This is a genomic window from Porphyrobacter sp. HT-58-2 (genome assembly GCF_002952215.1).
Taxonomy (GTDB): Bacteria; Pseudomonadota; Alphaproteobacteria; order Sphingomonadales; family Sphingomonadaceae; genus Erythrobacter.
This window is the reverse complement of record NZ_CP022600.1, coordinates 92,630-104,722: the sequence shown is the minus strand read 5'-3', so window position 1 is coordinate 104,722 and position 12,093 is coordinate 92,630. Positions and strand designations below refer to the sequence as shown.

At 59.2% G+C, this 12,093-nt stretch carries 10 protein-coding genes, 1 tRNA gene and 1 pseudogene; 9 read left to right on the top strand and 3 right to left on the bottom strand.

Annotated features, from left to right (window positions below; genetic code table 11):
* Positions 1-386: 386 nt before the first annotated feature.
* The gene (locus CHX26_RS00555; protein WP_104940688.1) at positions 387-3,650 is read right to left on the bottom strand and encodes a MobA/MobL family protein; all 3,264 of its coding nucleotides are present in this window, start codon (positions 3,648-3,650) and stop codon (positions 387-389) included.
* A gap of 239 nt (positions 3,651-3,889) precedes the next feature.
* On the opposite strand from CHX26_RS00555, the gene CHX26_RS00550 reads away from it, so the two are divergent.
* The 7 genes and pseudogenes from CHX26_RS00550 to CHX26_RS16250 form a co-directional block, all read left to right on the top strand.
* Entirely contained in the window at positions 3,890-4,513 is a 624-nt protein-coding gene (locus CHX26_RS00550) for a hypothetical protein (protein WP_104940687.1), read from the top strand.
* Positions 4,510-5,130, top strand: coding sequence for a hypothetical protein (locus CHX26_RS00545; protein WP_104940686.1), 621 nt, complete (start codon positions 4,510-4,512; stop codon positions 5,128-5,130). The genes CHX26_RS00550 and CHX26_RS00545 overlap by 4 nt, the downstream gene beginning before the upstream one ends.
* Positions 5,123-6,853, top strand: a complete 1,731-nt coding sequence (locus CHX26_RS00540; RefSeq protein ID WP_146107606.1) for a hypothetical protein — start codon at positions 5,123-5,125, stop codon at positions 6,851-6,853. Before CHX26_RS00545 ends, CHX26_RS00540 begins: the two co-directional genes overlap by 8 nt.
* A gap of 105 nt (positions 6,854-6,958) precedes the next feature.
* Positions 6,959-7,975, top strand: a complete 1,017-nt coding sequence (locus CHX26_RS15530; protein WP_146107605.1) for a hypothetical protein — start codon at positions 6,959-6,961, stop codon at positions 7,973-7,975.
* Positions 7,976-8,013: 38 nt separating this feature from the next.
* Positions 8,014-8,184, top strand: a complete 171-nt coding sequence (locus tag CHX26_RS15790; RefSeq protein ID WP_172449623.1) for a hypothetical protein — start codon at positions 8,014-8,016, stop codon at positions 8,182-8,184.
* 88 nt (positions 8,185-8,272) lie between these two features.
* Complete coding sequence (locus CHX26_RS00525) at positions 8,273-8,554, top strand: hypothetical protein (RefSeq protein WP_146107604.1); 282 nt, start codon at positions 8,273-8,275, stop codon at positions 8,552-8,554.
* Positions 8,551-9,591, top strand: a pseudogene (locus tag CHX26_RS16250) (recombinase family protein); the annotation flags it as partial. The gene CHX26_RS00525 and the pseudogene CHX26_RS16250, both read left to right, overlap by 4 nt.
* Here CHX26_RS16250 and CHX26_RS15785 read toward each other — a convergent pair.
* Both CHX26_RS15785 and CHX26_RS00495 read right to left on the bottom strand, forming a co-directional pair.
* Positions 9,589-9,765 carry a hypothetical protein gene (locus CHX26_RS15785; RefSeq protein ID WP_172449622.1) on the bottom strand — a complete coding sequence of 59 codons (177 nt, stop codon included), beginning with the start codon at positions 9,763-9,765 and terminating at the stop codon, positions 9,589-9,591. The pseudogene CHX26_RS16250 and the gene CHX26_RS15785 overlap by 3 nt on opposite strands.
* A gap of 387 nt (positions 9,766-10,152) precedes the next feature.
* Positions 10,153-10,239 (bottom strand) — tRNA-Leu (locus tag CHX26_RS00495).
* 354 nt (positions 10,240-10,593) lie between these two features.
* Here CHX26_RS00495 and CHX26_RS00490 point away from each other — a divergent pair.
* Positions 10,594-11,565, top strand: a complete 972-nt coding sequence (locus tag CHX26_RS00490; protein WP_104940678.1) for a complex I NDUFA9 subunit family protein — start codon at positions 10,594-10,596, stop codon at positions 11,563-11,565.
* A 146-nt stretch (positions 11,566-11,711) separates the two neighbouring features.
* The gene (locus CHX26_RS00485; RefSeq protein ID WP_104940677.1) at positions 11,712-11,996 is read left to right on the top strand and encodes a GIY-YIG nuclease family protein; all 285 of its coding nucleotides are present in this window, start codon (positions 11,712-11,714) and stop codon (positions 11,994-11,996) included.
* Positions 11,997-12,093: the final 97 nt, after the last annotated feature.

The window sequence follows — 12,093 nt, the reverse complement described above, 5'->3', positions numbered from 1 at the left end:
CATCCATTGCGGCACGCATCTGTGGCGGAAGCGCCGATTCGGCGAGTGGCTAACTTGTCTTTCCGACGAGCTGGCCGCCGAAATCCATGAGGCCGGTCTGAGGACCCTAAAGCTCTTCAAGTTGATTGCCATCTGATCGTCCTGAAAAGCAATATCTCCAGAAGCAGATGTTCAGCAAACCACCCAGTTGCAGTCATAGGCGGGGTCGAGGCACGATCCCGAGAGCCGAATGACGGCTTCTGGCGAAACCAGACATTGAACTCCGCAGACTTGAACGACGGCCTGTGGGTCGGGAGCCGCCGGCGTCTAGAGCCAGCCAAATGCTAACTCCTTCAATCACGTAGCCCGGGCAAACGTCGGCAAACTTAAGCGCGCTTAAGTTACATCTATCGACCGAACATTCTCTGCTGCGCTGCAATCTGCGCCGAACGGCGTGCCACATCTTGCTTGATCGCTGCCGCGGTGTCTGGACTGATCGGGATGGGCCACCGCCTCAAACGTGCGTCGGCCTGAGCGGCGATTGCTAGCCGACCGCCATCTCGCTCTCGAACGGCTTCTTCCCAGCGCCGGACAGCAGCTTCGGAACGGCGTCTGCCGCTCTTTTCCAACTGGCGAAGCATGAGGTCCCAGATCGGGGTTGTTGCCCATGGTGAAGCCTTTTGCCGCTGATCGTCCGGGAGTGCCGCGATAACTGCCGCCGATCCACGATCCACGTCTGACTTCGTGACGAATTTGGTGAGCACGCCCCACATCTCGCGCACGAATTGCCGTTGCCGCCGACGCTCCTGTTCTAGGGCTGCCTGGATGTGTGGATGCTCAAAATCGCCGCTGCGAGCCTCTCGTTCGTCAGCCGGCGCCATCTCAGGAAAAAGCTTTCCACCCTTGCGCTTCATCATCAGTCCGGGCGTCTTTGCGATTTCCGTGACGAGCTCTTCATCTGGCTCGCCGGTCTCTGCAGGATACTCCGGTTCAACCGAACGCTGTTCGCGGTGGGGAGTGGGCGTGGTTTCTGCATCACTCAGCTGTGGCGCAATCGGGGACGGCGAGCCGCCAGTATCGCTTGAGCCTGCGGCCGCCGCCGCGGCAGCCACCGACCTCCGAATATACTTGTCGGCGTCCTGCTCGAGTTCATGGGCAAGGGTTTGCGTCAACGGGAGCTGAAGGCTGAACGCCTTACTCAGCAGCTTCGCTTTGGCCGCGAGCCGCAGCCTCCGATCTTCACCATCATTTTGCGCGTTTTGCCAAGCCATCGCGGCCTGCAAACACCGCTGCTTTCCGCCATCGTGATAAGCTTCAACCACCTGGCGATACAATGGCTGAGATCGGAGCATGGCTGAGTAGTATTCGCGGTTATCCCGTGGCAGCGCACCCACGAGTGTTTCGCGTCTGGTGTCCTTCAACTTTTGCCCCACCAGCTTGGTCACGATGTAATCGACATGACCCTCTTGCCGCTCGAAGCGCGCTTGAAGCTGGCGCTGTGCAATTGGATTTCGCAACCCTGCTTCGGTGAGGCGATTACCGTGCCAATAGATTCTGCCGGGGTAGATGAACCCGTCAGGTTTCTTTTCGACATGGATAGGTTTGTCGCGGTTGCGATCAAGGAAAGCGCGCGCCCGCCTTTCCTCTTCGGCGAGGTTGAGCGGCTCAGTGGAGACGATAGCTGGAACCGGCGGTTCGGAAACGGCGGCAACGATCGGTTTTGGCTCGTCTGGCAGGGGAGTAAGCTTCGGAGCAATCCGGCCAATGGTGTCGGACATCCGGAAAATGACCGTTTGCGACACCCGTCCGGCGAGTTCCGCGAGGTCGAGTTTCGGCGTTGTTTCAAGCCTGCTTGGCAGTGTCGATGGCAAGGTTCTCGCCCAGCCCGCTCGATCAAAGCGGATAGAGCCTTGCCGGAGATTCTTGTGCTCGGGCAAAGCAATCCGGGTGCCGTCGAGCTTCCACGCCATTGCCTGTGACCGAACAATCGGCCGTAAAGGTGGCAGCGCTGCCGAAATCCGCCACACCATGGTTGTCTTCGGCGAGCCGGAGCCGCGCGACGCGGGGAAATCTGGAAGGGACGAAAGAGCGGGGGTCAGTTTCCACGAGACCTTCTCGGCCTTGCGAATGCTGGCAGGTGGCAGCCTCTGAGGCAGCGCAGTCAGCGATTTCCACGCAGCCCGTGCAATGCCCTGCTGTGGAGGGAAAGACGGCAACCTGTGTGGAAGCGGGCTTTTGAAGTCTGGCCGCAAACGACTTGCAGCACTGCCGCGAATGGAGAGATTGGGCCAGGCTGGCAGCGCCCGGTCTGGGACTGACAACTGCGTGCGCCATGGGCTTACCGGTGCTGACCGTTCCCGCATGGCGGGTAGGTTTTCGGGCAAAGGAAATGAACGCTCGTTGTCGTTGGCCGGGCGACTGATCGGCCGTATCGCTGCAAGGTCGGGAAGAGGGCTGCGTAGAATGGACCAATCATCGATTGGTGCGAGGCGCTTGGCCCTGATTGCATGTGCCGCCAACGCAATGCGCATTGATCGCTCGACTTGTTGCCGCGCCTGCGATGCCGCGTTCAGCAGTTCGGCTTTGGCCTCTGCGATCGCCCGCTTCGCACTGTTGCCGATGGCGATCCGGTGGTTCTCGAGATTTCGGGAGACATATTCGCCGCGCCGTATCTTGGCTGTAAGCCCCGGCCCGTTGTGGGTCTGCGACTGATAGGGAAGGCCAGAAGCCGCGTAGCTGAGATGGGTAAACCGGGCGGGAACCCCGGCCTGTTCGCAAGCGTGATTGAGCTGCTCGCTCCACAGGTGCCGCATTCTGGCGAACTGCTCGGGACAATCCAGATCGGTGCGCAGATGTCTGCCGATTTCCCAATCGCCCTCGGCAACGCGCTCCATCGGGCGAAACGAGAACAGGATGTGGACGTGCCAGTTACGCTGGTCGCCATCCTCTGACGGGGGATGCAGCACCACGAGATAGGGCAGGCCCTGCCGCCCGAACGTATTCTCGGCGTAGGCCTTCACGGCTTCAAACTGCTGCTCTGGCGTGAGCAGGTGGCAATGCTGCATAATGCCATGAAACGCCGTTTTCGCGTTTGCAGCCGCCGTCCGGTTGGTCAGTTCGAGGACGTCAAACCCCTCGATGATCTCACCGTCGGTCACGCCAAGGTTGCTGGCAACGCACCTCTCGCCATTGGGCAAGATGTGGGCGCCATCGATGATGTAGCAGGCGCGCTCGCGGACATGGCCCTGCCGCGTCTTCTTCGCTGAGTAATATCGGACGCGCAGGAAGACGAACTGCCGTCCATCCTTATCGGTGATCGGCACGAGGTAGACAGGTAACCGAGAAAGCCGATCATGACGAACTGGCCGTGAGGAGACGTGCCACATCACATTGCGTTGCTGCTGCTGCCGGGTTTCGTCACCCCAGTTCCGCTGCCGGACGACACGAAACCGCCGCCGCCAATTTGCACGTTCGCGTTCGGCTTCGGCGAACTCGCGCTCGATCCGTTTCACCGATTTGACGTGCTGCGCCTCTGCCCATGCTTCTGCCCGGATTTGCCTATCCGCGCGCACTGCCCAATAGGTATCGCCGCGCGGCGGAGCGCAGAGAGCCTTCTGCTCCCTGGAGCCTGGCTCGACCTTCCGGCATCGCGAATGAGGCTTCTCTACCATGGGTGCGGGTCTGCTTCACGAAGGGCGGGTCTTTGGCCGGCTTAAGTGGGCAACATTTATTTCGCCTAGACCCGCACTAAACTCCTTAAGTGCACTTAAAGTCACCGGCTATTATAGGTCGGTAAACGGTAGATGCAAGGATCTGCGTTAAATACAAAGATAGCTGTATCGCATGACAAAGCCGCCTATTGTTATAGCAATTACTTGACCTATCCAATTGTTGCCACTATGTTCCGCGCATGGAACGCATGAAGCCCGAATCGGAAAAGACCGATCTAGGCGTCTACATCGACGAGCTAGGCCGCATGCTTGCTGACTTGAAGTCAGTGGAAGTTGGCTTGTCTGCCCCGCAGATCATTCCTGGCGAGGCAGTTTATCGCGACCAGCGCGATGCGTTTCATCAGATTACCCTTGGCGCGGTGCTCGCGGCGCGTGCCCTGTCTGCCCATGATGCGCGCAGTCTCGATGGATTTCTTGCTATGTCGCCGACCGAACTGGTGGGCGATACCGCTATCGCCCTGCATTGGAAGGACGCCTGCGCGCGCTGCGATACCATTGGCGAGGCACTGGCGATCTTCCTCAGCAAGGCGGGGCCCAGACTTGAGGATTTGGGGCGCTATGCTGAATGGCGCAGGCGTTACGACAATTACATGGTTCGGTCTGAACGCTTCTTGGGCGCTCTGGACAAAGACAAGCTGGAGGCGATGGCCGCGCGTCCGGCTTCGCCCAAGCAGCGGTGGCTCATCCGTTATACTTGCGAATGCCTTGGCCTTCCCTTTCCTGAGCTGGCAGATCGCAGGGCTGCATTTCTGTGGCTACGCACTGCTGGCGCCAATCCCCGCTACAAGCAGGTGCGGCCATGAATGAGCGGATCAGGCTACCGGATGGCACGGTAAGACATCTGAACGACTCCGGGGAATGCGCCGACCTTATTCAGGAAATCGGTGTGGAATACGCCGCCGCTAGCGCCGATGGTCGCCGCATCGACGCCGAACGCTGGGCAAAGGCTTATGATGACGCCTTCGCGTTACTGCCCCGCTTGATGATAGCAGACTTGATCGAAGAGAAATCCAAGCTGCAGCCAATCAAGCGGCATGCCGAGTTGTGCGCCGATTGGTGGCTGGATTTGAATCGAGCCGATCGCGGGTGCCAGCCGACCGAGGTTTCACCTGCCCAGCGCGCCATCATCGCAGGCAATCAATTTGCTCCGTCCAGCTGGAGCGAGGCGCGCGAAGCAATTGACCTGTTGCACGAATTTCGAGTGCCGGACTCACTTCGGTTCTATCAGGCCGAGGGAAAGGCCCGAGATCTATGTCAGGCTGCAAAAGGTCTCGAATTGGCAATCGAAGCCAGCATCGATGCACTCAGTCGGGCGCACGCCTCAAGGGATGCATGGGCCGGCTTTCAAAATGGGGCATATCAACAATACCTGAAGGCAAGGGGCACCTTCGAGTTTGCAATGGAGGCGCTCGATGCCTAGACGAAAGGGCGGCAGTGTCCGCGAGCGGCAGCCGGCCAGCTTTCCAGTCTCGCTAAGCGGTGAGCTAATCGCAAAACAAATCGACAATATTAGTTCACATGGCGATTTCAAAGGAGCGTCCTTTAGGAAAGTCGCAGTTCGCGATTGCGGCACAGCGCTTGGTAGCGGCACGGCTTGTCCGCTTCCAGCCGCCCCGTTCGGTCGCAGGATTTCTATGCCGAGAAGATCAGCGAGAGATCTGGAATTGCAACAGCGTGCCGAAGAATTAAATCCAGAATCTCCTTATTCCTACTTGGGTTACCCTGGGCTCAAGGAGCTAGGCGAGGTAACGCGGTTCCGCTTCAGAATGCTGAGAAATGCAGCGCACTGCGACACGGTCGTCGGTCGCGAGGCCGACGATCCAGCTTGCGAGCTCGCGTTAAGGATCGCTTGTCACCCGTCACCAGAAGATATTGCCGCCGTCCTCGACGTCATTTGGAACAATAAGCGAGAATTCGGTCCAAACGCCAGGGCCGAGACACACGCGTGGCGCGGTGACCTTGTTCGACTGGGGCCTTTGCTGCGTGGCCGCAATCTGATCGTAACGCCCGAGTTCAAGAAGCGCCTCGCCTCCCTCATCGCCGCCGAGGGCGTGAATGGCGCCATATTGCGGGTGCTGGAACAGGCCTTCGAGTTTGAGCGGACCTGCGATTATGTGCGAGCGCACCTGGAGCTGTTTCCGATCAGCGATAATGCCATTTCTAGCGAACTACGGTTCGCTGATCTTGAGCCTATATTGATGTATCCCGGCGCCTTCGGTGTTCACGCGTTGATCCCTGGGCAACCGGCAAACCATGCCAAGCTGGCATCGGACGTTTTGAGAAGGTTTCGACCGGCCCGCAATCGTCCCACTCCGCCTGACGAACACAGTCCGCATTCGATCCTCGGTTTTACGACGCTTGAATTCCTCCTCATCTATTTTTTCTCGTGTCACGAGCGATTCAAGCGGTTCACGGGGGCGCCGGGCCGAGGCCAAGAAGCATTCAAGCTTGAATCCGCCTTGTTTCGGTTAGCTTTGAACGTATTGGCGGCAATTGATCCTGACGAAGCAAGCCGGGAGCTTGCAGCGCGATTATCACAAAAGAAACTCTCTCACCAGGGCTCGCCTCGCCGCACCACTCATGAAAGAGCCGCGCAAAGCGGACTGGTCGCCCCCCTTTCGCCGACTGACTTCGATCTCTTCAACGACGAGCTCGCCGGACCCTTGGGAGACTTGATTGGCGATCCAGATTGGATGGCTGGCTGGGTCTCAACGCTCTGGAAAACATACGATCGAATGGTCGATCGGGGCCTCCATGCACCGTGGAATCCCTTTGCTCGCGCCTTCCCCTTGCCTGAAGCATGGTCGGAACCGCGTCCATTAAAGTGGCTCGACCACTGGTATGGGTTTCTAAGCGATGACGTCGCCAAACTCGACCCTCGCTACACGCCGATTTCCTCGACAGGTGGCAAAGCTTCGTCAGTGATGAAGTTTCGGGATCTGCAGATCTCGTTGGAACTTGCAACCGCGATCATCGAGATGCCCAACCCTATCAGTATGGCGAAGTCCTTTTCGCTGTCGCTGACCCAGCTGCGATCGTTCAATCCTGCAGCGCAGAAGGTGACTGCTTGGAGCCCGCAGCGCTTGCAAAAATCTACAATTAGAAAAGCAAAAAAACGCAAAATGAACGATGGGAAATATTAAATTGTTTAATTTCTGTCGTTTAAAAAACTGAACCCGCCTCGATCTTGGTTCCTCAAAATCGTTTAGCCTGCGTATTGGAAGAATCCTCTGAACATGGAGGATCACATGAATACCGTAGGCGATAATGAAGTAAACCAAGTCTCTCCCGATAGAGATCTGTTTGGCAATCCTAAATCAGCAGAGAATTCAGGAAAAGGAAAGACTCCCCCACCTGTCGCGCAATATGGTCACAACCGAAGGGTTTTTGCTAGAGACTTACTTCAGCGCGCGCCGGGTCATGAACGTCGATATATAAGTGACACTGACCACGAAATGGCTGCTTCAAGGGCAGTTGAGCCATGGAACTGGCGCCCCTTCTTTGTCGTCCGCTCGCCCAATGGATATCTCAGCGTTGATGGCACGGTATTGCTCGAGGCGATCGTTGCCCTTGATCCCAATGCACAGGTTGAGATCATTGTCGTCGAAACCGATGAGGTGCTGCGCATCAGGTCGCAAGATAACGCAACGCGCAGCAAGCGCGAGCCGATGGCAATAGCAAGGCGCGCGCTCATTCTCACAACTGCTGGGCGGACCCTTTCTGAAATCGCAAGGGAACTAAGGGTCCCAGGCGATAAGGAAGTCAGCGAGGCTAGAGTTTCCCAGTTCAATCTGGCTGCGAGGGCCGAGAAGCACTGTGCCCCGCTAGGAGACTTTCTTGCCGACCCTGCGCAGGTGCCGGTCCGATTTTGGGAATGCATCGGTCGCGAACTCAACAATCGCGCTTCCGACGACGCCAGAGCACCAATTGATGGTGAAAGTCGCCGTGCAGGGTTCGAAAGGCAGATCAAAACCCTCATTGCTGAGCTTGAAGGTGCTCAGAGCACCATCTCCCATCAGGATTGTCTGCTGCGGCTGGGTGTTGGGTCGACTTCGGCACCGCCGATCCGCAATCGTCATGTGGGCGAAAAGCATCCAATTCCCGGCACAAACGCGCATGTGGGTTATGCCCCTAAGCGCTCAGGTGGGGTAGCAATTTCCTTGCCCAGTGCCTTGACCAAAGACGAGGCCAAGCTCGTCTTTGATAAGGTTCTTGCCGAAGTTGCCCGGCTGCTGGCTGAGCGCCCGCGCCCCAAGTCGAACTGACTCAATCTGGGACTGCGTGAGCGGCACGGATGATCGACATGGGCAAAGATGCTAGCCATGGCACCCCACGCATCACGACCGTGCTGCCGCTCGCCGACATTCCCGTTGAAATCGAGTGGCAGGCGTCTCCGCCTCCGGATGATGCCCTCGCGCGCCTGCTGCTCGAACTTCTCGGCGAGGACGGACTGAAGGAGGTTTGTAATGAGTAGGGTAGCGATAGGTTACCGGCCGACCCGCGGGACAAGACCAAAGCGCGTTCGCGCTGCCAGCGGACTCGGTGACACGATGCTACGGTTCATGGCCGCATCCGCCGGCTACCAGATGGTGGATATCGTGCACGGTTTGGATGACGAGCACGCAGCCATCGATGTTCTGATGGACTTGGTCGCGCACGCGCTGCAAGTGCGATTTTTGTCGAAGGGGGGCGCACAGCTTTCTCTGATGACAAAAACCGCGATATTCTTGCGTGCCGATGCCAAGCGTTGGGCGTCCAGTTGTTTGACTAAGGCCGCAATAATCTTCCCGACGGTGCTGGAGGGCAAGCCGTCAGGAGCAGGCAGGCGGGGAGCAAGTGTATGAGTGTCCATGAGCTGCGCCGTAAACCACGCGCCTATGCATATGTTCGCGTTTCGACTGCCGAACAGGCTGAACATTTGACATCTCGAAAGCAACAGGCTGCCGATCTCGCGGCTTACTGCGTGAAGAACGGTTTCGAGCTCGTCGAAGTTTTTGATGAGCCAGGATTGTCGGGAAGCGATTGGAATCGGCCTCAGTTTAATCGTATGATCGATCTTGCGACCGGCGATGATCACCCCGTCGATTTCATCGTTGCAACTGATATGGCGCGGATCGCGCGGGACGTAGAGTTCAGCATATTGATGGAAGGCAGGCTACGGCGAGCAGGTGTCATCCTACGCTTCGTCCTGCAGGAGTTTCAGCCCGGCCATAATGGGCTGCTGATGAAGCTGGTGACGTCATGGCAAGATCAGGAATATGTAATCAAGGCCGCCTTCAACACGAGGCGGGGTCTGCGCGGCACCGCCGCAGAAGGTTTCTGGCCCGGCGGAGTGGTGCCGCTCGGTTATGAATCGCGAACTGCCGAGGTCCGCGGCAAGAAAGAAAAGAAGAAGCTTTTCATAAATGAGGCAGAGGCCGAGGTCGTAAGGCTTATCTTTGAACTCGCGGAACGAGGGTTCGATGGATCGCCGCTGGGCGCCCGTGCGATCGCAGAGCACCTCAACGCCAATGGCTACACATTGCGCGGCCGGAAATTCCACAACTCAAATGTCGCAGATCTCCTCCAGAGACCGCACTATCTGGGGCGCTTCCCCGGTTCCAAAGTCGACGAGCTCGGCAACCTTCTGCCAGAGGATGAGTGGATTTGGGTCGATTGTCCGCAAATCATCTCGCAAGAACAGTTCGATCGGGTCGCTGCGTTGCGCGCATCCCGTGCGCCACGAGTTACTCCGCCTCACGTTGTGGCGGGCACTACGCTGCTCGTCGGTATCGCCCGCTGCGGGATGCCCGGCTGCGGCTGCGGAATGACCATACGCACGGGAAAGTCAGGGCAATACAGGTATTATGCGTGCAATTCAGCAGTGAACCGCGGCGCATCATCCTGCGGTTGCCCAAAGGTTCGCGCCGAAAAACTCGATGAACTTGTCACCCGAGCGGTCGCCGATGAGGTCTTCTCCGAGGAGAGACTGCGTCCGTTGCTCCAGAAGATGCTCGACACTTCCGACGAGGCGCGGACCCGTAAGCTTGCGGATCTGCAGCGCGCCGAGGAACAACTCGAGGAGGCACGCAAGCGGCTCAGTAGGATCCATGACGCAATTGAGCTTGGAACTATGTCGGCGCGGGATCCTGATGTCCGGGAGCGCCTGAAGGACCGCAGAGCAGAAATCGACGGGTTGAACGCGACCATAGCTTCCTTACGCCAGCAGCTTGATCGTGGCCCTACAAGCATAACGCCTGCAGCCGTCACGAGGTTCGGAGAGGTCGTCAGGCAGCGGCTGATCGAAGGCGATTCGAAAGCGCGCCAAAAAGTCGTTCACGCCTTTGTGAAGGCGGTCCGCGTGGGCGAACGGATCAAAATTGAAGGCGAGACTGACGCCCTCGCCCAGGGGGTCGCTGCCCTCGCAAGGGCGAGGGGCTCGGTGCCCAGCTTTGACCGGAAATGGTGCCCAGAAGAGGACTCGAACCTCCACGCCCTTGCGAGCGCCGCCACCTGAAGACGGTGCGTCTACCAATTCCGCCATCTGGGCACGGATGCTTCCGGTCGTCGTCGCCGGAGGCTGGGTAGGGGCGGGCGATTAGCGCCGGGGTGGGGGTGCTGTCAATGCAAACTTCGCCAATCCCGTCGATCTGTGTGTTTCACGTGAAACCACGCAGAATAGGGCCGTTTGAGAGGGGACTGAAGGGGGTCTGGAGGGGAGCAAAGCCAAGGCGAACCCTTCCCTGACCCGCCCAAGCCGCGCGCAATGCGGGGCAAACTCGCGGTCGCCCGCGTCCGCCATGTTGCAAGCCCATGGCAGGTTCTATCCCAACTCTTGCCACTGGCGCGACATTGTCGCAAAGCGCAGCGGCGAAACGCCAAGCCAACCAGAGCGAGCACCCCCATGCCCTCCTCCCCAAAGTCCTCCCCGCTGTCCGGCCAGCTCGTCACGATCTTCGGCGGCACCGGCTATATCGGCAATTATGTCGCCCAGGCCCTGCTCCAGCGCGGGGCGCGGCTGCGGCTGGCGAGCCGCTCGCCGTACAAGGCGAACGACCTGAAGCCGCTTGCCAATCTCGGCCAGCTCCAGCTGATGCCCTGCGACATCACCCGCGAGGATCACGTCGCCGCCGCGCTCGACGGCGCACACTATGTCGTCAACCTCGTCGGAGCTTTCGACGGCAATCTCGAAAAGCTGATGGGCGAGGCCCCCGGCACCATCGCGCAGGCCGCCGCAGCGGGCGGGGTCAAGGCGCTGGTCCACATGAGCGCGATCGGCGCCGATCCGGCATCGCCCACGGCCTATGCCCGCAGCAAGGCGCTGGGCGAAACGCGCGTGCTGGAGGCCTTTCCCAAGGCGACGATCCTTCGCCCCTCGATCGTGTTCGGCAAGGATGACAATTTCCTCAACCTGTTCGGCGGCATGATCGAGATGCTGCCGGTGTTGCCGGTGTTCGGCCCGGATGCAAAGCTGCAACTGGTCTATGCCGATGACGTCGCCGAGGCGGTCGCGGTCGCGCTCGAAGCGCCGCAGGCGCATGGCGGACACACCTATGAACTGGGCGGCCCGGAACAGCTCACCATGATGGACATTCACGAACGCATCGCCGCCGCGCAAGGCCGCAAGCGCCGCTTCCTTGCGGTGCCGGACGGGCTTTCGGCGACGTTTGCCGCGCTCCCCGGCACACCGATGAGCCGCGATCAGTGGGCGCTGCTCAAGGCTGGCAACACCGTGGCCGATGGCGCGCTGGGTCTTCCCGACATGGGGATCGAGGCCAAACCGCTGGGCCTGTTCCTCGACAAGTGGATGCTGCGTTATCGCAAGCACGGCCGCTTCGGCGCAGCCAACGAAAGGGCCAAGGCGCGCAAGGCATAAGCGCGGCGACAGAAGGCAGCTTTCGCACCATTTTCGCCGAAAGTTGCCGTTCGGCTATCGACCCCGAAGCGGACATCGGCGATCGCTCTCGCTCGTCATCCCAGCGAAAGCTGGGATCGCTCTCGCCCGTGTGCTAGCTCACGGCAATGGGCGGCTGGGTCTACATCATGACCAACAAGCGCGGGGGCGTGCTGTATATCGGCGTCACCGCCGACTTGCCCGCGCGGATCATGCAACACAAGCATGGCAAGGGTTCCGCCTTCTGTCGCCGTTATGGCCTCGACCGACTGGTCTATGCGGAGCCTCACGCGGAGATCACCGACGCCATCGCCAGAGAAAAGGCGATGAAGGCATGGAGACGGGCATGGAAAATCGAGCAGATTGAAAAGAGCAACCCCGAGTGGGATGACCTTTTCGAGCAGATTCACTGACCGCCAGCGATCCCAGCTTTCGCTGGGATGACGGGAAACAAGAGGTCCGCTTTCCACCCATTTCTGGTCATTCCCATCCCCGGTACCTTTCCCCAAA